Source organism: Shinella zoogloeoides, assembly GCF_033705735.1.
In the GTDB taxonomy this organism is placed as follows: Bacteria; Pseudomonadota; Alphaproteobacteria; order Rhizobiales; family Rhizobiaceae; genus Shinella; species Shinella zoogloeoides_A.
Map to the genome: position 1 here is coordinate 2,289,134 of NZ_CP131130.1, position 24,502 is coordinate 2,313,635.

22 protein-coding genes are annotated in these 24,502 nt (G+C 65.5%); 12 read left to right on the forward strand and 10 right to left on the reverse strand.

The annotated features are described in order from the left end of the window. The first annotated feature begins 5 nt into the window (after positions 1-5). The 10 genes from gst to ShzoTeo12_RS11545 all read left to right on the forward strand — a co-directional run bounded on the left by gst (position 6) and on the right by ShzoTeo12_RS11545 (position 10,667). Entirely contained in the window at positions 6-608 is a 603-nt protein-coding gene (gene gst, locus ShzoTeo12_RS11500; protein WP_119256811.1) for a glutathione transferase, read from the forward strand. Between the two features lie 275 nt (positions 609-883). Then, complete coding sequence (locus ShzoTeo12_RS11505; protein ID WP_318909789.1) at positions 884-2,377, forward strand: NAD-dependent succinate-semialdehyde dehydrogenase; 1,494 nt, start codon at positions 884-886, stop codon at positions 2,375-2,377. A gap of 76 nt (positions 2,378-2,453) precedes the next feature. After that, entirely contained in the window at positions 2,454-3,497 is a 1,044-nt protein-coding gene (locus ShzoTeo12_RS11510) for an amino acid ABC transporter substrate-binding protein (RefSeq protein ID WP_162911382.1), read from the forward strand. Beyond that, entirely contained in the window at positions 3,497-4,621 is a 1,125-nt protein-coding gene (locus tag ShzoTeo12_RS11515; RefSeq protein ID WP_318909790.1) for an ABC transporter permease subunit, read from the forward strand. The genes ShzoTeo12_RS11510 and ShzoTeo12_RS11515 overlap by 1 nt, the downstream gene beginning before the upstream one ends. After that, complete coding sequence (locus ShzoTeo12_RS11520) at positions 4,618-5,697, forward strand: amino acid ABC transporter permease (RefSeq protein WP_318909791.1); 1,080 nt, start codon at positions 4,618-4,620, stop codon at positions 5,695-5,697. The genes ShzoTeo12_RS11515 and ShzoTeo12_RS11520 overlap by 4 nt, the downstream gene beginning before the upstream one ends. Before the next feature lie 2 nt (positions 5,698-5,699). Further along, the gene (locus tag ShzoTeo12_RS11525; protein ID WP_318909792.1) at positions 5,700-6,401 is read left to right on the forward strand and encodes a GntR family transcriptional regulator; all 702 of its coding nucleotides are present in this window, start codon (positions 5,700-5,702) and stop codon (positions 6,399-6,401) included. Continuing rightward, positions 6,398-7,387 (forward strand): phosphotransferase, encoded by a 990-nt coding sequence (locus ShzoTeo12_RS11530; protein ID WP_318909793.1) that lies wholly within the window; start codon positions 6,398-6,400, stop codon positions 7,385-7,387. The genes ShzoTeo12_RS11525 and ShzoTeo12_RS11530 overlap by 4 nt, the downstream gene beginning before the upstream one ends. 18 nt (positions 7,388-7,405) lie before the next feature. Next, a complete protein-coding gene (locus ShzoTeo12_RS11535) occupies positions 7,406-8,728 on the forward strand; it encodes an aspartate aminotransferase family protein (protein WP_318909794.1) in 1,323 nt (440 codons plus the stop codon). Between the two features lie 53 nt (positions 8,729-8,781). Then, positions 8,782-9,585, forward strand: a complete 804-nt coding sequence (locus tag ShzoTeo12_RS11540) for an amino acid ABC transporter ATP-binding protein (protein WP_318909795.1) — start codon at positions 8,782-8,784, stop codon at positions 9,583-9,585. Positions 9,586-9,617: 32 nt separating this feature from the next. Continuing rightward, positions 9,618-10,667 (forward strand): Ldh family oxidoreductase, encoded by a 1,050-nt coding sequence (locus ShzoTeo12_RS11545; protein WP_318909796.1) that lies wholly within the window; start codon positions 9,618-9,620, stop codon positions 10,665-10,667. 38 nt (positions 10,668-10,705) lie between these two features. Here ShzoTeo12_RS11545 and ShzoTeo12_RS11550 read toward each other — a convergent pair whose 3' ends face one another. Further along, on the reverse strand, positions 10,706-11,746 hold the full coding sequence (locus ShzoTeo12_RS11550; RefSeq protein WP_318909797.1) for a tartrate dehydrogenase: 1,041 nt from the start codon (positions 11,744-11,746) through the stop codon (positions 10,706-10,708). A 72-nt stretch (positions 11,747-11,818) separates the two neighbouring features. After that, entirely contained in the window at positions 11,819-13,204 is a 1,386-nt protein-coding gene (locus tag ShzoTeo12_RS11555; RefSeq protein ID WP_318909798.1) for an aspartate aminotransferase family protein, read from the reverse strand. 438 nt (positions 13,205-13,642) lie between these two features. Here ShzoTeo12_RS11555 and ShzoTeo12_RS11560 point away from each other — a divergent pair, with 438 nt between their 5' ends. Both ShzoTeo12_RS11560 and ShzoTeo12_RS11565 read left to right on the forward strand, forming a co-directional pair. Then, complete coding sequence (locus tag ShzoTeo12_RS11560) at positions 13,643-14,317, forward strand: GntR family transcriptional regulator (RefSeq protein ID WP_318909799.1); 675 nt, start codon at positions 13,643-13,645, stop codon at positions 14,315-14,317. A gap of 122 nt (positions 14,318-14,439) precedes the next feature. Beyond that, the gene (locus ShzoTeo12_RS11565; protein WP_318909800.1) at positions 14,440-16,368 is read left to right on the forward strand and encodes a PAS domain S-box protein; all 1,929 of its coding nucleotides are present in this window, start codon (positions 14,440-14,442) and stop codon (positions 16,366-16,368) included. Positions 16,369-16,429: 61 nt separating this feature from the next. Here the strand turns inward: ShzoTeo12_RS11565 and ShzoTeo12_RS11570 are convergent, their stop codons facing one another. From ShzoTeo12_RS11570 to ShzoTeo12_RS11605, 8 genes are all read right to left on the reverse strand, one after another. After that, entirely contained in the window at positions 16,430-16,927 is a 498-nt protein-coding gene (locus ShzoTeo12_RS11570; protein ID WP_318909801.1) for a RidA family protein, read from the reverse strand. Positions 16,928-17,060: 133 nt separating this feature from the next. Next, positions 17,061-17,477 (reverse strand): cytochrome c, encoded by a 417-nt coding sequence (locus ShzoTeo12_RS11575; RefSeq protein WP_318909802.1) that lies wholly within the window; start codon positions 17,475-17,477, stop codon positions 17,061-17,063. A 45-nt stretch (positions 17,478-17,522) separates the two neighbouring features. Further along, positions 17,523-19,124, reverse strand: coding sequence for a flavin monoamine oxidase family protein (locus tag ShzoTeo12_RS11580; RefSeq protein ID WP_245424820.1), 1,602 nt, complete (start codon positions 19,122-19,124; stop codon positions 17,523-17,525). 37 nt (positions 19,125-19,161) lie between these two features. After that, positions 19,162-19,548 (reverse strand): c-type cytochrome, encoded by a 387-nt coding sequence (locus ShzoTeo12_RS11585; RefSeq protein ID WP_119256763.1) that lies wholly within the window; start codon positions 19,546-19,548, stop codon positions 19,162-19,164. Between the two features lie 340 nt (positions 19,549-19,888). Further along, the gene (gene mmsB / locus ShzoTeo12_RS11590; protein WP_318909803.1) at positions 19,889-20,779 is read right to left on the reverse strand and encodes a 3-hydroxyisobutyrate dehydrogenase; all 891 of its coding nucleotides are present in this window, start codon (positions 20,777-20,779) and stop codon (positions 19,889-19,891) included. After that, positions 20,776-21,858, reverse strand: coding sequence for an enoyl-CoA hydratase/isomerase family protein (locus ShzoTeo12_RS11595; protein ID WP_318909804.1), 1,083 nt, complete (start codon positions 21,856-21,858; stop codon positions 20,776-20,778). The genes mmsB and ShzoTeo12_RS11595 overlap by 4 nt, the downstream gene beginning before the upstream one ends. Beyond that, the gene (lpdA, locus tag ShzoTeo12_RS11600; RefSeq protein WP_318909805.1) at positions 21,842-23,227 is read right to left on the reverse strand and encodes a dihydrolipoyl dehydrogenase; all 1,386 of its coding nucleotides are present in this window, start codon (positions 23,225-23,227) and stop codon (positions 21,842-21,844) included. The genes ShzoTeo12_RS11595 and lpdA overlap by 17 nt, the downstream gene beginning before the upstream one ends. A gap of 4 nt (positions 23,228-23,231) precedes the next feature. Continuing rightward, complete coding sequence (locus tag ShzoTeo12_RS11605; protein WP_318909806.1) at positions 23,232-24,500, reverse strand: dihydrolipoamide acetyltransferase family protein; 1,269 nt, start codon at positions 24,498-24,500, stop codon at positions 23,232-23,234. Positions 24,501-24,502 lie beyond the last annotated feature (2 nt).

A 24,502-nucleotide genomic window follows, 5' to 3' on the forward strand; every position in this document is an offset into this window, starting at 1 on the left:
TTTCAGTGAAGCTCTACTACAAGGCAGGCGCCTGCTCCCTCGCGCCGCATATCGTCCTCAGCGAAGCCGGCTCTTCCTATACGCTCGAAGCCGTCGACCTGAAGGCCAAGAAGACCGAGCACGATGCCGACTATTTCGGGATCAATCCGCGCGGCGCCGTCCCGGCGCTGGAAGTGGAGCCCGGCGTCGTCATCACGCAGAACGCCGCGATCCTCCAGTATATCGGCGATCGTTCCGACGTTCCCGCCTTCAAGCCCGCCTACGGCACGCTGGAGCGCGCCCGGCTGCAGGAAGCCCTCGGCTTCTGCTCCGACCTGCACGGCGCCTATGGCGGTCTCTTCGCACCCAACCTTTCGGACGAGGCAAAGGCCGGCGTGATCGCCAACATCAACCGTCGCATGGGCCAGTTCGAGGCGATGCTGTCGGACGACAAGCCCTACTGGCTCGGCGATTTCACCCAGGCCGATGCCTATGCCTCCGTCATCATCGGCTGGGGCGTCGGCCTCAAGCTCGACCTCGGCGCCTATCCGAAGGCCCTGAAGCTGCGCGAACGCGTCATGGCGCGCCCGAAGGCACAGGCCGCCCTGAAGGAAGAAGGCCTCCTCTGATATCCGCGGACCGGAGGCTTCGGCCTCCGGTCCCGCTTCCGGCCCAAACAGCCGATACCCTGGGCGAATGCCCGAAGCTCCCCCAAAGAAGCTTTTGAATTTAAAGCTGGCGGTACGAGCCGAACGCTTCGGCCGCTGCACATACCCCCTTTCCCTCACTTCAAAAAAGACCGGCATTTCACTCGCCGTGACGACGCACGGGGCTTGACTCTTTGTAATTTGATGCTTGTTATAACACTCGACAGATTGTTGGAGTGAACTAGGAACTTTCATCCATGACCGTGCACCAAATTACGCGTCACGCCCTTATCGGGCGTCTGGCGGACCCTTCCCTGTTGCGTCATCAGGCCTATATCGACGGCCAGTGGGTGAATGCCGATGGCGGCGATACGGTCACCGTGACCGACCCGGCAACGGGCATCGAGATCGGCACGGTGCCGAACATGGGCGCCGCCGAGACCCGCCGCGCCATCGAAGCGGCAGAGGAAGCCCGTCATGACTGGGCAGCGCTCGCCGCCAAGGATCGCGCTGTCGTGCTGCGCCGCTGGTTCGACCTGATCGTCGCAAACCTTCCCGATCTCGCGGCCATCATGACCGCCGAGCAGGGCAAGCCGCTGGCCGAGAGCCAGGGCGAAATCCGCTACGCCGCCTCCTTCGCCGAATGGTTCTCGGAGGAGGCCAAGCGCGCCTATGGCGACCTGATCCCCGCCCCGCGCGCCCAGTCGCGCATCATGGTGCTGAAGCAGCCCATCGGCGTCGTCGCCGCCATCACGCCGTGGAACTTCCCCTCGGCCATGATCACCCGCAAATGCGCCCCGGCCTTCGCCGCCGGCTGCTCCGTCGTGGTCAAGCCCTCGGAATTCACGCCCTATTCGGCGCTGGCGCTCGCCGAGCTTGCCGAACGCGCCGGCATTCCCAAGGGCGTCTTCAACATCGTCACGGGTGACGCGACAGCGATCGGCGGCGAGATGACCTCCAGCCCGATCGTGCGCAAGATCAGCTTCACCGGCTCCACCCGCGTCGGCAAGCTGCTGATGGAACAGTCGGCCAGCACCGTGAAGAAGGTGGCGATGGAGCTCGGCGGCAATGCCCCGCTCATCGTCTTCGAGGACGCCGATCTTGACGTCGCAGTACAGGGCGTCATCAACGCGAAGTTCCGCAACACCGGACAGACCTGCATCTGCCCGAACCGCATCTATGTGCATGAAAGCGTCCACGACGCCTTCGTTACACGCCTTTCGGCAGCCGTCGGCGCGCTGAAGGTCGGCGACGGTTTCGTCGACGGCGTGCAGCAGGGCCCGCTGATCAACGAAGCAGCTCTCACGAAGGTCGAACGCCATGTGGCGGACGCACTCGGCAAGGGCGCCAAGGTCGCCACCGGCGGCAAGCGCCACGGCCTCGGCCAGACCTTCTTCGAGCCGACCGTGCTGACGGATGTCGATGCCACCATGCTCTTCGAGAGCGAGGAGACCTTCGGCCCCGTCGCCCCGGTCCAGCGCTTCTCCGATGAGAAGAGCGTCATCAAGGCCGCGAATGCTACCTCCTCCGGCCTTGCCGCCTACATCTTCACCCGCGATCTCGACCGCATGTGGCGGGTCGCCGAGCAGATCGAGTCCGGCATCGTCGGCGTCAACGAGGGCCTGGTGTCGAACGAGGTCGCGCCCTTCGGCGGCGTGAAGGAATCCGGCATCGGCCGCGAGGGCTCCAAATACGGAATCGAGGAGTTCCTCGAGCTCAAATACGTCTGCATCACCCAATCGGCAGCCTGATGGCCCGCCGGAAATGCAGCCCGCCGGCAATGGTGCCTGCGGGCCTCACCTGAATGCGCATGAAAAGGGGAAATACATGAAACTTGCGAATTCACTGAAACTGGGAGTTCTCGCCTGCGCGACCGCGCTGATGGGCGCCATGTCCTTCGCCGGCACTGCCGAGGCCGGTGCCGCGCTCGACGCCATCAAGGCCCGCGGCAACCTCGTCTGCGGCGTCGGCCAGGCCGTTCCGGGCTTTTCCGCGCCTGCTGCCAATGGCGAGCTCGCCGGCATCGACGTCGACTATTGCAAGTCCATGGCTGCCGCCATTCTCGGCGACGCCTCCAAGGTGACCTACCGCCAGACCTCCTATTCCGAGCGTTTCGTCCTGCTCTCCTCGGGCGAGATCGACGTGCTGGCCCACGACACGACGACCACGCTCAACCGCGAAGGCGCCCAGAGCGCGCGCTTCGCCTCGCCGAACTATTTCGACGGCTACACCTTCATGGTGCCGAAGTCGCTCGGCGTCGACAGCCCGGACCAGCTTGCTGACGCCACCGTCTGCATCCTGCAGGGCTCGACCTTCGAAGTGAACACCGAGAACTTCTTCAAGTCGCGCGGCCTCAACTACACGCCGCTCGTCCTCAGCGCCTGGGAACAGCTCGACGCGGCCTTCTTCGGCGGTCGTTGCGACGCCTTCGGCGGCAACTACGGCAACCTCGCCGGCTCGCGCGCGGGCAACGGCAATGTCGACGACTACATCATCTTCCCGAACTTCATCACACTGGAGCCCTATGCACCGGCCGTGAAGAGCGGTGACGAAGAACTCTTCCTCGTCGCACGCTGGGTCATGTTCGCGCTCGTCGAAACCGAACGTCTCGGCATCACGCAGGCCAATGTCGCGGACCTCGCCAAGAACTCTCCGGATCCGGAAGTCAAGCAGCTGCTCGGCACGACCCCGGGCAACGGCAAGGACCTCGGCCTCTCGGAAGACTGGGTCGTCAAGATCGTCTCGTCCGTCGGCAACTACGGCGAGAGCTTCGAACGCAATCTCGGCAAGGCCTCGCCCCTCAAGCTCGACCGCGGTCTCAACGACCTGTGGACGAAGGGCGGTCTCATGTATGCGGCCCCGTTGCGTTGATGCGTAGCGAGCGCCTTCAAAACGCGCTGTTTGTCGCGGCAGCCATCGCAGTTCTTGCGTGGCTGTCGCACAATCTTGCGTCCAACCTCGCCGCCCGCGGCATCAGCATCGACTACGGCTTCCTGTGGAGCGCCACGTCGTTCCCGATCGGCGAGTCGCTGATCTCCTTCGGGTCGGGCGACACCTATTTCCGGGCGCTGCTGGTCGGATTGCTCAACACGGTCAAGCTGGCGCTTGCCGCCATCGTGCTCTCCACCCTGCTCGGCATCCTGATCGGCCTTGCGGGGCGCACCGCCCATCCGCAGCTCCGCGCCCTCGCGAAAGCCTATATCGAGGTGACGCGCAACACGCCGCTGCTGCTCATCCTCGTCGTCTGCGCCACCGCCGTCCGCGTTCTACCGCCACCGCGCCAGGCCTGGACCTTCGGGGAATCCATCTTCATTTCCAGCCGCGGCCTCTATATCCCGACGGTGCTCGTCGGCGACGCAGGCCCGATCCTTGCCGCCGTCGCCGTGCTGGCCCTCGCCTGCGGCTTCCTCTTCTGGCGCGCCATGGTGCGCGGCCGCAACGAGACGGGTCACTTCCCGCGGCCCGCGACCGGTGGCCTGTTCCTCTCGGCTGCCGCGCTTATCGGCGTCATCGTCTATGCGCTCGGCTGGGGCGAGATCCAGAAGCCGACGCTGACGGGCTTCAACTTCCGCGGCGGCATGGGCATGACGCCGGAATATCTTGCGATGCTGGTGGGGCTCTCGTTCTATACGTCCGGCTTCATCGCCGAGATCGTGCGCGGCAGCCTCGCCGCCCTTCCGAAGGGCCAGTCGGAGGCCGCCCATTCGCTCGGTCTCAGCCCCATCCTAACGCTCTATCTGGTGCTGGCCCCGCAGGCGCTACGGCTCATGCTGCCGCCGCTCGCCAACCAGTATCTCAACGCCATCAAGAACACGACGCTCGCCGTTCTCATCGGTTATCCGGACCTGGTTTCCGTCGGCAACACCGCGCTCAACCAGACCGGCCGGGCCATCGAGACCGTGTCCATCTACCTTCTGATCTACCTGTCGCTCAGCCTCGTGACCTCCGCGGTCATCCGCTGGCTGGAAAAGCGCGCGCAACTGGTGAAGTCATGAGCGAAATTACCGCCGCACTCCCCCGCCCCTCCAATGGCGGCCTCGCCGGCTGGCTGCGCCCCTATTTTAATCCGTGGCCGCATGCCCTGCTGACGGTGGCGATCACCGGCAGCCTCCTCTACGTCCTCGCGCGCTTCTACCGCTGGGCCGTCACCGATGCGGTGTTCGGACAAGCCTCGCCCGACGCTTGCCGCGCGGCAGCGGGCGCCTGCTGGGCCTTCCTGCACGAGCGCTACCACATCATCCTCTTCGGCAGCTATCCGGCCGACCAGTACTGGCGCCCGACACTTGCCGTGGTGCTGGTGCTCGCCATCCTCATCCTCAGCGGCTTCCGCCGCTTCTGGAAGCCGGCGCTGGCGCTCGCCTGGATCGCCGTCATGGTGATCAGCCTCGTCCTGATGGGCGGCGGCATCCTCGGCCTGCCTTCGGTTTCCACCAGCCGCTGGGGCGGCCTGCCGCTCACCGTCGGCCTTTCCGCCTTCGGCATCGTGCTCGCCCTGCCGCTCTCGGTCTTCATCGTGCTCGGCCGGCGCTCCAAGGCCGCCGTCATCCGCCGCTTCTGCTCGCTCTATGTGGAGATCGTGCGCGGCCTGCCGCTGATCGCGGTGCTGTTCATCGCCTCGACCATGCTGCCCTTCCTGCTGCCCGGCGGCAACCTGATCGACAATATCCTGCGCGCGCAGGTGGCGCTGATCCTCTTCCAGGCGGCCTATCTGGCAGAAGCGATCCGCGGCGGTCTCGAGGCCGTGCCACGCGGCCAGTCGGAGGCCGGCCACAGCCTCGGGCTTTCCAGCGGCCTGATCTCCCGTCTCATCGTGCTGCCGCAGGCCTTCCGCATCGCGCTGCCGGCGATCATCAATACCTTCATCGAGTCCATCAAGGACACGACGCTGATCAGCATCATCGGCCTCATCGACGTGCTTGGCGGAGCACGCGGGGCGATCGCCGACGGCGCATGGCTGGGCTTCTACCGCGAGGCCTACCTTGTCGTCGGCGGCGCCTTCTTCGTCTTCTGCTTCATCCTCTCCCTCCATTCCCGCCGCCTCGAGCGGGAATTCTCCAGCGAGAAGCACTAGGCATGGACAGGAAGGAAATCGCGCTGGCGGACGGCAGCTCCATGCCCACCTACCGGACGCTCGTCCAGGATACCCTCAACGAGCAGATCTACCAGCAGATCAAGGAAAAGCTGATCATCGGGGAATTCCGCCCCGGCGACCGGCTGGTCCTCCGAAACCTCGCGGCCGCCCTCGGAACGAGCGTGGTGCCCGTGCGCGACGCCCTGCAGAAGCTCGAAAGCCTCGGGGCCCTGCGCCTCGAACGCACCTTCATCGTGCCGCTGCTGACCATCGCCGAACTCACCGAAATCCGCGATATCCGCGTGGCGCTGGAAGGCCTTTCCGCCGCCCGCGCGGCCCGGGCGGCAACGCCCGAGAGCCTCGCGGGCCTGCGCGTCCATTTCGACGCCATGGCGGAAGCGGCCCATGCCAACGACACCAGCCGGTTCCTGCGCGCCAATGCCCGCTTCCACCTGCATATCGCCGACATGAGCAATTCACCGATCCTGCGCGACATGATCGAGCCGCTCTGGCTGCGCATGGGGCCTTCGGTGCGTCTCGCCAAGGCCGAGCCCGGCAAGCTGACCGATGCCATTCCCGACCACGAGACGGCCTTCGCGGCCATCGCCGCGAATGACGCCGCGGCCGCGCGCAGGGCCGTCGTCTCCGATGTCGTCAACTGCTTCGGCATCCTCGCGGATTCCTTCCAGGGGGCGGACGAATGACGGCGCGGCTCGATACCGCGAAGGCCGAAGCCCTCACCCTCCGCCATTTCGGCGTCGATGGCCGCGCGACGGAGCTAGGGGGCGAGCGCACCCAGAATTTTCGCATCCGCACGGCCGAGGGCGTTACCTTCACACTGAAGGTCTCGGACCCCGCAGAAAGCGCCGACGGCACGATGCTCGAAAGCGCCGCGCTTCTCCACATCGCGCGCACCGCCCCTGATATCGCAGCCCCGCGCATCGTGCCCGCCCTCACCGGTGAAGAGGCCATCCTCCTCGGCGCTGCAGATGGCCGCTACCTGCGCCTGCTGACCTATCTCGAAGGCACGCCGTTTTCCCTCATCGAGGCGCCGACGTTGGCGCTGCGCCACGCCATTGGAGACGCCGTCGCCCGCCTCGACATGGCGCTGGCGAGCTTCGACCATCCCTTTTCGCGCGAGCGCGATCTCATCTGGGACGTCAAGCCTATCGCCAGCCTGCGTCCTTCCCTGACGCTGATCGACGAGGCGCGTCGGCCGCTCGCCGAAGCCATGCTCGACCGCTTTGAGCAGGTCGCGGGGCCGCATATGGTCGCGCTGCCCGCGCAAGCCGTCCATAGCGACATGAACGGCCAGAACATCCTCGTCGACAGCGATGCGACGGACCGCCTTGCCGGCTTTCTCGATTTCGGTGATCTCGTCCACGCGCCCCGTCTCGTCGATCTGGCCGGCGCGGCGCTGCTGCAGGTTCGCGGCGGCGAGAATGATCTACGAGATGCCGCCGATGTCATCAGCGCCTATCACCGGGCCTCGCCGCTGGATGCGCTGGAGATCGAGCTTCTGCCGGAATTCATGATCGCACGCTGCGTGATCAATGTCGTGGTCACGGAGATCCTCGCGGACCGCGACCCGGTCAACCGCACCTATATCATGAAGAACAATCCCGCCTCCTGGATGCGGCTGGAGCGGCTGTCGTCGTTTCCGCAAAATCCATTCAGGACCGCCCTCTAGAGAACGAAGGTGCATGCCATGAGCGTACCCGTGATGATCAACGCGTTCGACAGCAGGAACGCCGCAAACCTCGACGAGCGCACGCGCGACCTCGTGGAGCGCCGCCAGCGCGTCCTCGGCCAGCCCTACCGCATGTTCTACGAGGAGCCGGTGCATTTCGACTGGGCAAGCGGCGTGCGCCTCTACGATGCTGCGGGCAATGCCTATCTCGACGCCTATAACAACGTGCCCTGCGTCGGCCATTGCCACCCGCGCGTCGTTGCGGCCATCGCCGAGCAGGCCGCACGGCTCAACGTGCACACACGCTATCTCGACGAGAGCATCGTCGGCTATGCCGAGCGGCTGCTTGCCCATTTCCCCGCCGAGACCAACCGCCTGATGCTGACCTGCACCGGCAGCGAGGCCAACGACCTTGCCCTGCGCATCGCCCGCAACCACACCGGCGGCACCGGCTTCATCGTCACCGCCAATGCCTATCACGGCATCAGCCACGCGATTGCCGCCATGTCCCCGTCCCTCGGCCTGAACGTGCCGCTGGCCGTGGACGTACGCACCGTCGCGGCGCCCGATCCGCGCCTTGCCGGTTCGCCGGAAGCCGTCGGTGCCTTCTTCGAGCGCGAGGTGCGGGCCGCCATCGCCGACATGCAGCGCCACGGCATCCGCCCCGCCGCGCTGCTGGTCGACACGATCTTCTCCAGCGACGGCGTCTTTTCCGAGCCGGCCGGCTTCCTTGCCGGCGCGGTCGCCGCGATCCGCGAGGCAGGCGGCCTCTTCATCGCCGACGAGGTTCAGGCCGGCTTCGGCCGCATGGGCTCGCATATGTGGGGCTTCCAGCGTCATGGCCTGGTGCCCGACCTCGTCACCATGGGCAAGCCCATGGGCAACGGCTATCCCATCGCCGGCGTCGTCGCGCGCGAGGAGGTGCTGGAACGCTTCGCCCGCGAGGCGCGCTACTTCAACACCTTCGGCGGCAACCCTGTCGCCTGCGCCGCAGCCACAGCGGTTCTCGATATCCTCCGGGACGAGGACCTGCTGGCGAATGCGTCGAAGGTCGGCGCGCATATGAAGGCCGGCTTCGAGGCGCTTTCAAAGCGCCATGACGCCATCGGCGATGTCCGCGGCCAGGGCCTCTTCCTCGGCGTCGACATTCTCGGCGCCGACGGCGCGCCCTCTCCTGGCGTCGCGGGCGACCTCGTCAATGCGCTTCGCCGCCGCCGCGTGCTCATCAGCGCATCCGGGCCGCTCGGCCATGTGCTGAAGATCCGGCCGCCGCTGCCCTTCTCCATCGCCGACGCGGACGAGCTTTTGCAGGTCTGCGACGAGGTGCTGGCCACTCTCTAACGATCAACCGCGCCGCCGAGGAGGCAAGGCGCAGCAATGCAGGAGGATGCTCGATGGCGGGCGAAAATGTAGTACGTGCCGATGATCTCGATGCCGACACGACAAAAATGCGGGTCTCCGCGACAGACGTCGCCGTCGAGATCACCAACATGAACAAGTGGTACGGCGAGTTCCACGTGCTGCGTGACATCAACCTGAAGGTCATGAAGGGCGAGCGCATCGTCATCGCCGGTCCCTCGGGTTCCGGCAAGTCCACGATGATCCGCTGCATCAACCGTCTCGAAGAGCACCAGAAGGGCCAGATCGTCGTCGACGGCATCGAGCTGACTAACGATCTGAAGAAGATCGACGAGGTGCGCCGCGAGGTCGGCATGGTGTTCCAGCACTTCAACCTCTTCCCGCATCTGACGATCCTGGAAAACTGCACGCTCGCGCCGATCTGGGTGCGCAAGATGCCGAAGAAGGACGCCGAGGAAGTGGCGATGCACTACCTCAAGCGCGTCAAGATCCCGGAACAGGCGCACAAGTATCCGGGCCAGCTCTCGGGCGGCCAGCAGCAGCGCGTGGCGATCGCCCGCTCGCTGTGCATGAAGCCGAAGATCATGCTGTTCGACGAGCCGACCTCGGCGCTCGATCCGGAAATGGTCAAGGAAGTGCTCGATACGATGGTGTCGCTGGCGGAAGAAGGCATGACCATGCTGTGCGTGACGCACGAAATGGGCTTTGCCCGCCAGGTCGCCAACCGCGTCATCTTCATGGACCAGGGACAGATCGTCGAGCAGAACTCGCCGGCCGAGTTCTTCGACAACCCGCAGCACGAGCGCACACGGCTCTTCCTCAGCCAGATCCTGCACTGAACAGGTCGCGAGACAGCCGCGAAGGAGAAACCATGCAACGCTACCGGTACACGGACCTCATGCACTTCTCCACGCGGCTGCTCGAACGCGCCGGCCTTGCGCGCGAGCGGGCGGAAACCGTCGGCTCGCTCTTCCTCGAAGCCGACCTTCTCGGTTATTCGACCCACGGCATGCAGCGCCTGCCGACGAATGTCGAATGGCTGCTGAGCGGCGAGACACGCCGAGAGGGCGACCATACGGTCCTCAGCGCATCCCGCAGCAGCGAGGTCTGGGATGCCGAATTCCTGCCTGGCCCGTGGATCACGGCAAGGGCGGTGGACCGCGCCTGCGACATCGCGAAGACCGAGGGAACCGGCACCGTCGTCGTGCGCCGGGCGCAGCACATCGCGTGCCTTGCGAGCTACCTGGAGCGCGCGACCCGGCGCGGCATCATGGTGATGATCACCGCCAGCACGCCGACCGAGGCCGTGGTGGTGCCGCATGGCGGATTGAGCCGCGTCTTCTCCTGCAATCCGATCGCCGCCGGCATCCCGACGGACCGGGACCCCATCCTCATCGACACGACGGCCGCAATGTCCGCGCTAGGCCCGCTCAACCGCAGCTACCGGCTCGGGCAGACGCTGCCGGCGCCCCTGATCGTCGCGCAGGATGGCACAGTCACGGACGATCCCGCCGAATTCGTCGAGCGGGGCGGCGGCATCCTGCCTATCGGCGGCACCGAACAAGGCTACAAGGGCTTCAGCCTCGCCCTCCTCACCGAAGCGCTCTCCGGCGCACTAGGTGGCTTCGGCCGCGGTTCGCAGACCGGCGACAGCGAGGCCAACGGTGTCTTCGTGCAGGCCATCGACCCCGAACATTTCGCCGGGCGCGCGACCTTCGAGCAGGAGATGGGACGGCTTGCCGAGCAATGCAGGGCGAGCACGGTCGCGCCGGGGCATGATCCGGTGCGCATTCCCGGAGATCGCTCGCTTGCCCGCAAGCGCGACCAGCTCGAAAACGGCGTGGGACTGATCGATACCATCGTCGGCGACATCCGCCCGTGGACGGTCAAGCTGGACTGCCCCTTCCCCGACCCGATCTGAACCGCCTCCGCCCATTCAGGCGGAGGCGGCATTCCATTTCAGTCGAGCGCCGCAATCACGGCGGCGGCAATCGCATCCGTCCTGTCCTTGCCCGGCTTGACGCCGATGCCGCGCGCGGTGGTGCGCTCAATGGCGGTCATGACGCGGGCGGCGGCTTCGCGTTCGCCGAGATGATCGAGCATCATCGCACCGGACCAGATGGCGGCGATGGGATTGGCGATGCCGAGATGGGCGATGTCGGGCGCCGAGCCATGCACCGGTTCGAACATCGAGGGCGCGCTGCGGTCGGGATTGATATTGGCGGAGGCGGCAAAGCCGAGGCCGCCCTGGATCGCCGCGCCGAGATCCGTCAGAATATCGCCGAAGAGGTTGGAGGCGACGACCACGTCGAGGCTTTCCGGCGCCATCACCATGCGGGCGGCCATGGCGTCGATGTGATAGCTGGTGACCTCGACGTCGGGATATTCGGCCGCAAGCTGCCGGGTGATCTCGTCCCAGAACACCATCGAATATTTCTGCGCATTGGACTTGGTGACGGAGGCGAGCCTGCCGCTGCGAGCGCGCGCCTGCTCGAAGCCGAAGCGAAGGATGCGCTCGACGCCCGTGCGCGTAAAGATGGAAGTCTCCACCGCCACCTCGTCCGCCGTGCCCTGATGGACGCGGCCGCCGGCGCCGGAATATTCGCCTTCCGTGTTCTCGCGGATGCACAGGATGTCGAAACCTTCCGCACGCAGCGGGCCTTCGACGCCCGGCAGCAGGCGGTGCGGGCGGATATTGGCATATTGCACGAAGGCCTTGCGGATCGGCAGCAGCAGGCCGTGCAAGGAAACGGAATCGGGAACCTCCGCCGGCCAGCCGACCGCGCCGAGCAGGATGGCGTCGAAGCCGCGCAGCGACGCAATACCGTCCTGCGGCATCATCGCCCCGGTTTCCTTGTAGAAGGCGCAGGACCACGGGAAGGTCGTGCCTGAGAGCTTGAAGGTGCCGGAAGCCGCCTTTTCGAGAACCGCCCATGCGGCTTCGGTTACGGCCGTGCCGATGCCATCGCCCGGGATGAACGCGATCGAATAGGTCTTCATGGGATGGGTCTCCAGATCAGCCGGAAGGCAGAAAGAAGGGGCGCCGCGATCGACGCGGCGCCCTTTGCCGTCTCAGTTCAGGTTTTCTTCGGCGCGCCACTTGGCGGTGTCGTCAAGCGCCTTGCGCAGGCGGTTCACCGTCTCGTGCACCTGCTCCTCGGTGATGATGAGCGGCGGGCAGAGGGCAACGACGTCACCGATAGCGCGGACGATGAGGCCATGTTCATGGCCGGCGGCGAAGGCGCGGGCGCCCGCCTTGCCGGCAGCGGCGAAGGGACGGCGGGTCTCCTTGTCGGCCACCATCTCGATGCCGGCGATGAGGCCGGCACCGCGCACTTCCCCGACCAGCGGATGATCGACCAGTTCCGCCAGGCGCGCCTGGAAGATTGCGCCCATGCGGGCGGCGTTGCCGATGAGGTCGCGCTCCTCGATGATCTTGAGGTTCTCGAGGCCGACGGCGGTCGCGACCGGGTGGCCGGAAGCGGTGAAGCCATGGCCGAAGGTGCCGATCTTCGCCGTGTTGTCGGCAATCGCGTTATAGACCGCCTCGGAGAAGACGACGGCCGCAAGCGGCATGTAGGACGAGGTCAGCTGCTTGGACATGACCATGATATCGGGCGTGAAGCCGTAATGCTCGCAGCCGAAGCTCGTGCCGAGGCGGCCGAAGCCGCAGATCACCTCGTCGGCGATGAGCAGGATATCGTATTTGCGGCAGAGCGCCTCGATGCCCTTCCAGTAGCCGGCCGGCGGCGGCATGACGCCACCTGCGGCCATCAGCGGCTCGCCGATGAAGCCGGCAATGGTTTCGGGGCCTTCCTCGAGGATAACGGCTTCGGCTTCGGCGATCAGGCGTGCGGTGAACTGCGCCTCGCTCTCGCCGGGCTGGCCGAAGCGATAGAAGTGAGGGCAGGTCAGGTGACGGACCGGGATCGCCGGCAGGTCGAAGTCGCGATGGTTGTTCGGCAGGCCCGTCAGGCTGCCCGAAGCGATCGTGATGCCGTGATAGGCGCGGGTGCGGGCGAGGAACTTCTTCTTCTGCGGGCGGCCGAGCGCATTGTTCATGTACCACACCATCTTGATCATGGTGTCGTTGGCTTCCGAACCGGAGCTGGTGAAGAAGACGCGGGTCAGCGGCTCCGGCGTCATCTCGACGATCTTCTCCGACAGGCGGATGGAAGGCTCGTGCGCCTTGTGGCTGAAGGTGTGGTAGTAGGGTAGCTTGGCCATCTGATCGGCCGCGGCCTTCACGAGGCGCGGTTCGTCGAAGCCGATGGCGACCGACCAGAGGCCCGCAAGGCCCTCGATATATTCCTTGCCGGCGTCGTCGTAGATATAGATGCCCTTGCCGTGGTCGATGATCATCGGGCCCTGGCGCTCATGGGCGCGGGCATCCGTATAGGGATGCAGGGTCGTCGTGATATCCGCATGGGCCAGCGAATTGGAGAGCGTGCCGCTCATGGTCTGTTCCTCCTTCGGGCTTTTCCGACAGCGCGGAACCCCGGCGGCGGATGCAAGGCGTCCGCCGCATGCATATGTCTCGGCATCCTCGGGATGGCCGTTCGAAAACCGGAGGCGGCGCGCCGGGCGCCCGCCTCCGGCGGTGGCAGTGACACGCCGCACGCTCACCCGTCAACGCCCGCGAATCCGGTGCGGGAGCGTCATCGAGCCCGACAGAGGGCGTTTGCGACAGATGGAGCCTGAACGCGACCACGATTTCGACAACACGCGTCTGGATTGTGGTTTTGTCCCGCCCTAGAATGGATCGCTTCCGGCGAAAGAAGGCGCTGTCCTTTCTTCTGTCTAGTGTTATAACACATTCAACATGCCGTCCGATGTTTTTGGTGTCAAGCCATCTGTTGGGTGTTATGACGAGTTGCGCACAAGGGGAGAGCCTATTTGACGATCCGTGACATCCCAGATGCTGGGGCGAACGCGCCGGAACTGTCGCCGGTATCCCGGGACATGCTTCACGAGCAGATCTACGACATGCTGAAGCGCAACCTGATGATGGGCCGCTTCACTCCCGGGCAGAAACTCCCGCTGCGCGGCCTCGCCAAGAGCCTCGGCACCAGCCTGATGCCGGTTCGCGACGCGCTGCAACGGCTCGAAAGCGTCGGCAGCGTGGTCTCCACGCCCAACCGGACCATGATGGTGCCGATCTTCAGCACCAAGGAATTGCAGGATATCCGCACCCTGCGCTCCATCCTCGAAAGCGCGGCCCTCGAGCGCGCGGTGGAGAACCGCACGGACGAGGAACTGGAAAAGCTCAAGGCCCATGTCGCCGACATCTTCCGTTCGGCCGAAATCAACGACCTCGATCTCTTCCTGGAAGCCAATTACCATTTCCACATGCTGATCGCGGAAATGAGCCGCCTCTCCTTCATCGCCCAGCTTCTGGAACCGTTGTGGATGCATATCGGCCCGTCCGTGCGCCATTCCGTACCGAACGAGGCGATGTTCCAGAGCTCCGCCCAGAACCACAAGGACGTCTACGACGCCATCGTCGCCCGCAACGCCAGGGCGGCGAACGAAGCCCTGCAGCGCGATATTTCCGAAGGCTACAACTTCTAACGCCCCGGCCGGCAGAACCGGCGGAAGGCCCCGATAAAGGTTCGCGGCAGGGAACCTAATGGATGCTGCCGCGTTTTTGTGGGCCAGCCGCGGGGGACGAAATATTGAAAGCCGAAATACCCATGCTCGACGTGGAGGACCGCTACCGGCTCCTGATCGACGCGATCACCGACTACGCCATTTACATGCTCGACCGGGAAGGCAGGATCGCCAGCTGGAACGCCGGCGCGAGCCGCTTCAAGGGTTATGCGGCGGAGGAGGTCCTGGGCACGCATTTTTCCCGCTTCTATCGCCCCGCCGACCGCGAACGCGGGCTTCCGGCACGCGCGCTGCGACATGCCATGGACGAAGGCCGTTTCGAGGACGAAGGCTGGCATGTCCGCAAGGACGGCTCCGAATTCTGGGCCCATGTCATCATCGATCCCATCCACGACAGGAACGGCGTCCTCATCGGCTTTGCCAAGATCACGCGGGACCTTACCGAACGCCGGCAGGCCGAGGAACAGTTGCGCAAGGCCGAGCAGCAGTTCCGCCTTCTCGTGCAGGGCGTGACGGACTACGCCATCTACATGATGGATGCGGAAGGCCGCGTCTCCAGCTGGAACGCCGGCGCGGAGCGCATCAAGGGCTACCGGCCGAATGAGATCATCGGCCAGCACTTCTCCCGCTTCTTCCCCGAGGACGACAGGAATACCGGCGTCCCGCAGCAGGCGCTGGAAGCCGCAAGGCGTGACGGGCGCTACGAATCGGAAGGCTGGCGGCTGCGCCGGGACGGCACGCGGTTCTGGGCCAATGCCATCATCGACGCCATCCGGGACGACCGGGGACAGCTGATTGGTTTTGCCAAGATCACCCGCGACATCACGGAAAAGCGCGATGCGCAGAGGGCGCTCGAACTGGCGCGCGAAGAACTCTTCCAGGCGCAGAAGATGGAAGCGCTCGGCCAGCTCACGGGCGGCGTCGCCCACGACTTCAACAACCTGCTGATGGCGATCCAAGGGAGCCTCGATCTTCTGAAGAAACGCACCACGCTGGCGCCGGAGGCCCAGTCGCTCATCGACAACGCCCTGCTGGCCACCCAGCGCGGCGCGTCGCTGACACAGCGGCTGCTGGCCTTCTCGCGGCGGCAAGACCTCGACTTCGAGCCGGTCGACCTGCCGAACCTGGTACGCGACACCGCCGACATGCTCCAGCGCGCCATCGGCCCGACGATCGTCGTCACGACCGATTTTCCGCCGGACCTGCCGCCCGTCCGCACCGACCCGAACCAGTTGATCAACGCTTTGCTCAACCTTGCGATCAATGGCCGGGACGCGATGCCGGAGGGCGGGTCGCTCTTCATCGGCGCGCGCCTCGAGCGCGATCCGCAGGCGACACATGCGGACCTGCAGGGTGCGGCCTATATCTGTCTTTCCGTGATCGATGCCGGCCATGGCATGGATCCGGCCACGCTCAAGGAAGCGACGGCGCCCTTCTTCACCACCAAGGGCGTCGGCAAGGGAACGGGGCTCGGCCTTTCCATGGTGCAGGGCCTGATGGCGCAGACGAACGGCAAGCTCGTGCTCCGCTCGCAGGAAGGCGCCGGCACGACGGCCGAACTGTGGCTTCCCGTCATGGAGGAACCCTTCCGGAAGACCGCACCCGACGAGGCCCGCACGGCAGCCGAGACCCCGCCCGCCGCGGCCACCCTGACCGTACTTGCGGTTGACGACGACCCGCTCGTCCTGATGAACACCGTCATGATGCTGGAGGATATGGGCCATACCGTCATCGAGGCCACATCCGGCGCAAAAGCGCTGGCCGTGCTCGCCGAGCGGCCTATCGATCTCCTCGTCACCGATCAGGCCATGCCCCAGATGACGGGCTCGCAACTGAGCGAAGTCGTGCGCGAGCGCTGGCCGCACATCCCGGTCATCCTCGCGACCGGCTATTCCGAGCTGCCGCCGGAAGCGCGCGCGGACCTGCTGCGCCTGTCGAAGCCGTTCAGCGAGCGCCAGCTTGAAGACGCCCTGCGGCGCGCCCTCTCCGCCTCTCCCTGTCCCCAACGATAATGCCTCCGCCGAGGATCTCGACGGAGGCATGACATATCCCGGAATGATCTGGGAAATCCGCTCAGGGGCGGGCGGCGATCACCTCGATCTCGACGAGGAAGCCGGGACCGGCAAGGCCGGCCACCTGGAACACCGAGCGCGCCGGCAGGTTGGGCTGCTCCTTGGTGCCGAAGAACTGGGTATATCCTTCCATGAAGCCCTTGAAGTCCATCTTGCTCTCCTTGGAAGGATCGCCGACGAGGAAGACCTGCATCTTCACCACGTCGCTCATCTTCAGATCCATGCCGGCAAGCGTCTTCTCGATCGACTGAAGCGCCGAGACGGTCTGCGTCTTGGTATCGCCATAGGCTTCGATCGAGCCCTTCGGCGCCTTCTCGTCGGCGACCGAAGCCAGCGCACCGCTGACATAGACGGTCGTCATGCCGGCCGGAATCTCGACCGCCTGCGCAATGGGGAAATCCGAGTTCGGGATCTTGTGACGCGTCACCTCTGCCGCCAGGGCACCGCCGGCCGTTGCCATCAATGTCGAAAGAACGATCGCACCCGTCATGAATTTCATTGTCAAAGCTCCGTCATGCAAAGCGCCGCGAACGAAACCGTCCCGCAGGCGCTCAAATCCTGATTGGTCCCGGCGAAAAATCCACAGGGGCCGTGATGTCGAAGGCGGCGGCCCGGCGGCCGCCGCCATTGTCTCAGCGCGCGTCCTTCACGTCCTCGGCCGTTGCTGCATCCTTGTAGTCGTTGCCGAAATGGGTCCGGACATAGTTCACCACGGCAGCGACCTGCTCGTCCGTCATCATCTGCCCGACGGGCGGCATGCCCTTCTGGCCGTGCAGGATGACATAGATCGGGTAGCCCGCCGATTCGAGGTTCTCGTTCTTGGCGAGCGGCGGATATTTCCCCGCCCCGACAGCCCCCGCGCCCTCAGGCATGTGACAGGCCTGGCAGACATTGGAGTAGATCGCCTCGCCGGTCTTTTCGGAAAAGGTGTCGCCCTGGCTGAGCGTCGCACCGGCCGAATCCGCCAGCGCGGTTCCCGTGGAAAGGGCGACCAGCGACACGGAGAAGAGCGTCGCAAGCCCCCAGGCGTATTTTCTATCTTTCGACATGGCAGAATGCCTCACTGAATTCTTGGGATTCAACTAACCGGACGCTCAACCCTGCATCACCCGCTTGTGCAGGCGCTCGATGGCGTTGATCGAGGAGAGGATCGCGCCTTCCTGCCACGCCGGAATGTACGACGCGTGCTCCCCGGCAAGAACGATGCGGCCATCGATCTCACAGAGATTGTCGTAGTGTTCCTTGCGGGCTTCGTCCGTCCAGTCGCCGGCGCAGCCGAGGGTGAACGGAGAGCGGTGCCATGCCCAGGACACGCCGTTCTCGAACTCGTCCTTGTATTGGGGATGGATGATCATGCCCTGCTCGACAGCTTTCTTGACGCGTTCCTGCGGCTCCAGCGCCGAGAACTCGTAGGACGCCGGACCGTTCCAGGTATAGCAGCCGAGCAACACGCCCTTCCCGCCCTTGTTGAAGTCGGTGCTGGGGTAGGAAATATTGGTGATCGGCAGATCCGTATAAGTAACGCCGCCGAAGATGAGATCGTCTTCTTCCCAGAAGCGGCGCTTCATCTGCAGGCCGACCTTGACCGACGATGCATAGGGCACCGCGCCGATGGCCGCCTTCATCTTGTCCGAGACCTGGATGTCGATCTGGCTGAGGATGGTGAGCGGGATCGTGCAAACGCACCAGTCGGCGCTTTCCGTATGGGTCTCGCCGGGCTTGCTCGTGTCCTCGTAGGTGACGGTCACGCCCTTGTCGCCCTGCTCGATCTTCACCACCTTCGCGTTGAAGGTGATGAGGTCCTTGACCTCCTTGGCGAAGGCGTCGCCGATCCGGCCCATGCCGCCGACCGGCTGGAACATGGTGGTCTGGAACTCGTAGAGCGCGAAGTTGGCAAGTGCGCCCCAGAGGCCGGAGGAGAGCAGCTCCTTGAAGGCCAGCGGCTCGCCGGGGACCGGCTCGGCGCCGAGGCCGCCGCCCGGATCCTTCTCGTAGCCGCGGAACTCGCCCGAGACCGCGCCCTTGGCATATTTGTAGTCCTTGTCGAGCGCACCCCAGGACCGGAGCGCCTCGAGCAGGATCTCCTGGTCTTCCTTGCCGACGCCCTCTTCGAGCTTGCCCTTCTGCGTGACCTTGGCGAGCAGTTCGGAGACATGGCCCTGGAAGTCGATCTTCACGTCGCGCACGCGCTGCGGCTTGCCGCCAAATCCCTTGGTGGAATGCAGGAGCGCATTGTGATTGATCTGCTGGAACGGCTCGAGTTGTACGCCGAGCCGGCGGCAATAGGCGAGCAAGCCATTGTGATGATAGGGAATTCGCCAGGGGCCCGGATTGATGTAGAGGCCTTCGTCGAACTCGCATTTCTGCGTGAAGCCGCCGAGTTCCGTCACGGTGTCGCCGCCGCGGATCGTCCAGTTCCGGCCGCCCGCGCGGTTGTTGTATTCGAGAACCTTCACCTTGTAGCCGGCCTGGCGCATTTCCATCGCCGCCAGCATGCCGGCAAGGCCGGCGCCGAGGATCAGGACCGAGGCGCCCTTGGGATCGCCGTCGAGTTTCACCGGCCCCTTGTAGCCGGACTCGGCGGCAAGGCCGAGCGTCGTCATCGCCTGGTACATGGCCGCGGTGCCGGCCGTCAGGCCGATCATCTGCAGCAGCCGGCGCCGGCTCATGCCGATATAGGGTTGTTCAGTCATCATTTCCCACCTCATTCGATTTCGTTGGACTGCCGATGCATCACTGGTTCTGGGAAAACTGCTTCAGATAGGCGATGACATTGGCGATGTCCTCGTCGGTCTTGAGCCCCGCGAAGGCCATCTTGGTCTTCGGGACGACATCCTTCGGCTTGCGCAGGTAATTGGTCAGGCTCTCGTCGTTCCACACGAGACCGCCTTCCCCCGCCTCCTTCATGGCCGGGGAATAGCTGTAGCCGGCATAGGTGCCTGCCGTGCGCCCGATCACCCCTTTCAGGGACGGACCGACCCTGTTGGTTTCCTGATCGGCGACGTGGCACGCCTTGCATTTGTTGAAGACCTTCTGGCCCAGTTCGGCATCCTGCGCGAAGGCGCCGGATGCGACAGCGAGGGCGAGAGACATGGGGAACAAGGCGGTAAAAACACGCATTTTTCTCACCTGTGAGACATGGATACATTAGTATGTAAAAACGAAAAAACTGGCTTTCGTTATTTACAAGCCCATATACATAGCGCTCCGTGAGCGGCGTCAATTACTTGAAGAGAAAAATTTAAACTTGACAAATCTGCACTACTTAACACGTGCAGCATCTCGTTCGCGCGCCTGTTTTAGCACTTCGAAACAGGCGGATCACCGGTTCCGCAGTGCTTGCAGCGCAACCGCTAACAAGGGATCTTCGACCGGAAAACGCCCCCGGCCGCCCCGATCCTCCTTCCCCGCCATGACCGGAGGAGCGAAACATAATTAACAAGTTCATCATGTCGCGCCGCTAGCCGGCGGCAGGCCCCTCCCGCAGCATGGCGATGATGGCGGAAAAATCCTTCGCGCCCGCCCCTTCGTCGGCGAATCGCTGGTAGAGCGCCGCCGCCCCGGCGCCGAGCGGGGTCACCGTGCCGGTATCCTCCGCCGCCGCCTGCGACAGCTTCAGGTCCTTCAGCATCAGCGCCGCGGCGAAGCCCGGTTCGTAATCGTGGTTGGCGGGCGAGGTCGGGACGGGCCCCGGCACCGGGCAATAGGTGGTCAGCGACCAGCATTGCCCCGACGAGACCGAGGCGACGTCGAACAGCGCCTGATGCGAAAGGCCGAGCCGTTCGCCGAGCACGAAGGCCTCGCCCACGGCGATCATGCTGATGCCGAGGATCATGTTGTTGCAGATCTTCGCCGCCTGGCCGGCGGAGGCAGCGCCGCAATGGATGATCTTCCTGCCCATCGCCTCGAAGACCGGCTTTGCCCCGGCAAAGACCCCGGCATCGCCCCCCACCATGAAAGTGAGCGTGCCGGCCGAAGCGCCCCCGGTGCCGCCCGAGACGGGCGCATCGAGCGCCGGACAGCCATGCGCCTCGGCCAGCGCATGGGCCTTGCGGGCGCTCGCCATGTCGATGGTGGAGCAATCGATGAGCAGCGTGCCTGACGGCACGATGGCGACGAGCTCCTGCCACACCGAAAGCACATGCGTTCCGGCCGGCAGCATGGTGATGACGAGGTCCACGCCCGAAACCGCCTCGCCGATGGAGGCGACGGTCGCCACGCCGTTTTCCCGCGCCAGGTCGAGCGAGACGGCGGAAAGGTCGAAGCCGCGCACGGCATGGCCGGCCTTCACGAGATTTGCGGCCATCGGGCCGCCCATATGACCGAGGCCGATGAATGCGATGGAGTTCATGGGCGTTCTCCTTTTCCCGTTGCGCCGGCAAAGAGCGGCTTTGCCGCCGGCTCGAAGAAGGCGGCGACGTCCTGTTCGGTGACGTCGGCCAGTTGCGCCGGGCGCCAGCGCGGATTGCGGTCCTTGTCGACCACGGCGGCCCTGACGCCCTCGTAGAAATCGTGGCTGCGCAGCACCGTCGCCGTGGCAGCGAATTCCCGTTCCAGGCAGGCTTCCAGCGCGGTTTCCTTCCGCCCGAGGCGCAACAGGCGCAATGTCACCTTCAGGCTGAGCGGCGATTTCATCCGCAGGATGCCGAGCGCCCTTGCGGCGAAATCCGTTCCGTCCCGCTCCAGCGCCGCGAAAATCGCCTCCACCGTGTCGAAGGCGAAGAGCCGGTCGATCAGCGCCCGCTGCCCGGTGATCTCTCCCGGCGTCAGTGTTTCCGCGAAGGCGGCAATGGCGGCCGAGACATCGGCATGGGAGGCGGTGGCCGGCAAGCTGGACAGCTTTTCGGCCAGTGCCGGCAGGCGCTCCGAAGGCACATGGCTGTCGGCAAGGCCGAAGGCGATCACGTCACCCGCCGCAAGCTGTTCGCCGGTGAGCGCGGCATAGGTGCCGAGCTCATCGTTCCTCCGCGTCAGGAACCACGAGGCGCCGACATCGGGGAAGAAGCCGATGCCGGTCTCCGGCATGGCGAACCGCGTCCGCTCCGTGACGATGCGATGGCTGCCATAGACCGAAACGCCGACCCCGCCACCCATGACGATGCCGTCCATGAAGGCGACATAGGGCTTTGCCAGCCGGGCGAGGCGCGCATTCATGCGATATTCCTCGCGCCAGAAATCGACGGGCTCCGGCGAGCCGGCCCTGCCGCCGTCATAGATCATGCGGATATCGCCGCCCGCGCAGAGCCCGCGCTCGCCCTCGCCGGTGAGAAGCACGGCGGCGACCGCGGGATCGGCCTCGAAGGCGTCCAGCGCGTTTTCGATGTCGCGCACCATCGCAAGCGTCAGGCTGTTGAGCGCCTTCGGCCGGTTGAGCCGGATGCGGCCGAGCGAACCTGTCCGGTCGATCAGGGTCTCAGATGTGGAGGGCATGGCCAAGGGCTTTCAATGCGGCTTCCTGCAAGCCTTCGCTGCGGGTCGGATGGGCGTGGATCGTGCCGGCGATATCCTCCAGCCGCGCGCCCATTTCGAGCGCCAGCGAAAAGGCGCTGGAAAGCTCCGAGACGCCGGCGCCGACTGCCTGAAGGCCGAGCACGAGGTTGGTGTCCGCCCGCGCCACGGCGCGCACGAAGCCGTCCTCCGACTGGGTCGTCATGGCGCGGCCGTTGGCGTTGAAGGGGAAGAGGCCGACGCGGACCTCGTAGCCCTGCGCGCGCGCTTCGTCAGGCGAAAGGCCGGCGGTGACGATCTCGGGATCGGTGAAGCAGACGGCGGGGATGGCGCGCTTGTCCCAGACGCGCTTGCGCCCGGCGACGATCTCCGCGACCATCTCGCCCTGCGCCATGGCGCGATGCGCCAGCATCGGCTCGCCGGTGACGTCGCCGATGGCGTAGACGCCGCGCATCGAGGTGCGGCAATGCTCGTCGATGCGGATGAAGCGGCCGGCGCGGTCGAGGTCGAGTTCTTCGAGGCCCCACCCCTCCGTGCGCGGCCTGCGGCCGACGGTGACGAGCACCTTGTCCGCGGCGATCCGCTCTTCCTTGCCGGCGATCTCCACCGCCAGCGCCTCGCCCGAATAGCCCTTCGCCTTCGCGCCGGTCAGCACGCGCACGCCGAGTTCGGCGAGGCGCTTGGCGACGGGTTTGACGAGTTCGCCATCGTATTGCGGCAGGATCTGCGCCATCGCCTCGACCACCGTCACCCGCGCGCCGAGCTTGGCAAAGGCGGTGCCGAGCTCCAGCCCGATATAGCCGCCGCCGACGACGGCAAGCGATTTCGGAACCTCCGGCAGCGACAGCGCCTCGGTGGACGAAAGGACCGCCCCGCCGAAGGGCAGCGCCGGCAGTTCGACCGGTTCGGAGCCGGTCGCGATCACCACCGTCTCGGCGCGGATGAGCTGGGTTCCCGTCTCGGTCTCGACCTCGACCGTCTTGCCGTCGCGGAAGCGCGCCGCGCCGTGCACGATCTTGACCTTGGCCTTGCGCAGGAGGCCGAGCACGCCGCTGTTCAACCGGCCGACGATGCCGTCCTTCCAGCGGACGGTCTGGGCAAGGTCGAGCCGCGGCGTCTCGACGGTGATGCCGAGCGCGTTGAGGCCTGCCGTATGGCGGAGCCTGTCGAATTCCTCCGCCGCATGGATCAGCGCCTTGGAGGGGATGCAGCCGACATTGAGGCAGGTGCCGCCGGCCTTCGTCTTCTCGACGATGACGGTATCGACGCCGAGCTGGCCGGCGCGGATGGCGCAGATATAGCCGCCGGGGCCGGCGCCGATGACGAGGAGCTTGCAGACGATCTCTTTCATGTCATCAGCCTTCGATGAAGATCAGTGCGGGGGTTTCGAGAAGCGCCTTGAGCCGCTGGACGAAAACCGCCGCATCCCAGCCGTCGACGATCCGGTGGTCGAAGCTCGACGACAGGTTCATGATCTTGCGCGGAATGAACTGGGTTCCGTCCCAGACGGGCCGCATCATGATCTTGTTGACGCCGACGATCGCCACTTCCGGGTGGTTGATGATCGGCGTCGTGACGATGCCGCCGAGCGCGCCGAGCGAGGTGATGGTGATGGTCGAGCCGGAAAGCTCCTCGCGCGCCGCCGTGCCGTTGCGGGCGGCATCGGCGAGGCGCGAAAGCTCGGCCGCGCTGTCCCAGATCGAGCGGGCCTCGGCATGGCGCACGACCGGCACCGTCAGGCCGGCGGGCGTCTGCGTGGCGATGCCGATATGGACGGCGCCATAACGCGTGACGATGCCGGCATCGTCGTCGAAGGTGGCGTTGACGCCGGGCTGCTCGGCGAGCGCCTTCACCAGCGCCCGCATCAGGAAGGGCAGGATGGTGAGCTTCTGCTGGTCGGGCTTGCGGCCGGCATTCATCGTGGCGCGCAGGTCTTCCAGGTCGGTGACGTCGACCTCCTCCACATAGGTGATGTGGGGAATGCGGGAGGCCGCAAGGCGCATCTTCTCGGCGATGCGGCGGCGCAGGCCCGTGACCTTGATTTCCTCCGTCGCGGTCTTGCGGGCAAGCCCGGCCGGCGCGGCGGCGGGCTCGCCCCCACGCGCGATGAACCGGTCGAGATCGTCATGGGTGATGCGGCCGGCCGGGCCGCTGCCCGACACCTGCCGCAGATCGACACCAGCCTCCTGCGCCCGCAGCCGCACGGCGGGCGAGGCGAGCGGCCGCTCCGCCGGCTCGCGATGGACGGGACGCTCGGCCGGCTTTTCCGGTGCCGGGTCCTTTACCTTTTCAACCGACTTCGTTTCGGTAATTGGCTCGGCCTTCGCAACGGGTTCGGTCGCGGGTGGTAGGACCGCCTCTTCGTTGGGCGCTTCGCCTTCCCCCGCAATCTCGATGCGCAGCAGCGGCGCCTTGACGGCGACGATGTCGCCGATCTCGGCGCCGAGCCAGAGCACCGTGCCATCGACCGGAGAGGGAATCTCCACCGTCGCCTTGTCGGTCATGACGGCGGCGAGCACCATGTCCTCGCGCACCGGATCGCCCGGCTTGACATGCCATTCCACAAGCTCGGCCTCGGCCACGCCCTCGCCCACATCGGGCATCTTGATGACGAACTCGCCCATCC

Coding starts and splice junctions, on each gene's coding strand:
- ShzoTeo12_RS11505 (WP_318909789.1), top strand. CDS start 884: ATGACCGTGCACCAAATTACGCGTCACGCCCTTATCGGGCGTCTGGCG.
- ShzoTeo12_RS11510 (WP_162911382.1), top strand. CDS start 2,454: ATGAAACTTGCGAATTCACTGAAACTGGGAGTTCTCGCCTGCGCGACC.
- ShzoTeo12_RS11515 (WP_318909790.1), top strand. CDS start 3,497: ATGCGTAGCGAGCGCCTTCAAAACGCGCTGTTTGTCGCGGCAGCCATC.
- ShzoTeo12_RS11520 (WP_318909791.1), top strand. CDS start 4,618: ATGAGCGAAATTACCGCCGCACTCCCCCGCCCCTCCAATGGCGGCCTC.
- ShzoTeo12_RS11525 (WP_318909792.1), top strand. CDS start 5,700: ATGGACAGGAAGGAAATCGCGCTGGCGGACGGCAGCTCCATGCCCACC.
- ShzoTeo12_RS11530 (WP_318909793.1), top strand. CDS start 6,398: ATGACGGCGCGGCTCGATACCGCGAAGGCCGAAGCCCTCACCCTCCGC.
- ShzoTeo12_RS11535 (WP_318909794.1), top strand. CDS start 7,406: ATGAGCGTACCCGTGATGATCAACGCGTTCGACAGCAGGAACGCCGCA.
- ShzoTeo12_RS11540 (WP_318909795.1), top strand. CDS start 8,782: ATGGCGGGCGAAAATGTAGTACGTGCCGATGATCTCGATGCCGACACG.
- ShzoTeo12_RS11545 (WP_318909796.1), top strand. CDS start 9,618: ATGCAACGCTACCGGTACACGGACCTCATGCACTTCTCCACGCGGCTG.
- ShzoTeo12_RS11550 (WP_318909797.1), bottom strand. CDS start 11,746: ATGAAGACCTATTCGATCGCGTTCATCCCGGGCGATGGCATCGGCACG.
- ShzoTeo12_RS11555 (WP_318909798.1), bottom strand. CDS start 13,204: ATGAGCGGCACGCTCTCCAATTCGCTGGCCCATGCGGATATCACGACG.
- ShzoTeo12_RS11565 (WP_318909800.1), top strand. CDS start 14,440: ATGCTCGACGTGGAGGACCGCTACCGGCTCCTGATCGACGCGATCACC.
- ShzoTeo12_RS11570 (WP_318909801.1), bottom strand. CDS start 16,927: ATGAAATTCATGACGGGTGCGATCGTTCTTTCGACATTGATGGCAACG.
- ShzoTeo12_RS11575 (WP_318909802.1), bottom strand. CDS start 17,477: ATGTCGAAAGATAGAAAATACGCCTGGGGGCTTGCGACGCTCTTCTCC.
- ShzoTeo12_RS11580 (WP_245424820.1), bottom strand. CDS start 19,124: ATGATGACTGAACAACCCTATATCGGCATGAGCCGGCGCCGGCTGCTG.
- ShzoTeo12_RS11585 (WP_119256763.1), bottom strand. CDS start 19,548: ATGCGTGTTTTTACCGCCTTGTTCCCCATGTCTCTCGCCCTCGCTGTC.
- mmsB (WP_318909803.1), bottom strand. CDS start 20,779: ATGAACTCCATCGCATTCATCGGCCTCGGTCATATGGGCGGCCCGATG.
- ShzoTeo12_RS11595 (WP_318909804.1), bottom strand. CDS start 21,858: ATGCCCTCCACATCTGAGACCCTGATCGACCGGACAGGTTCGCTCGGC.
- lpdA (WP_318909805.1), bottom strand. CDS start 23,227: ATGAAAGAGATCGTCTGCAAGCTCCTCGTCATCGGCGCCGGCCCCGGC.
- ShzoTeo12_RS11605 (WP_318909806.1), bottom strand. CDS start 24,500: ATGGGCGAGTTCGTCATCAAGATGCCCGATGTGGGCGAGGGCGTGGCC.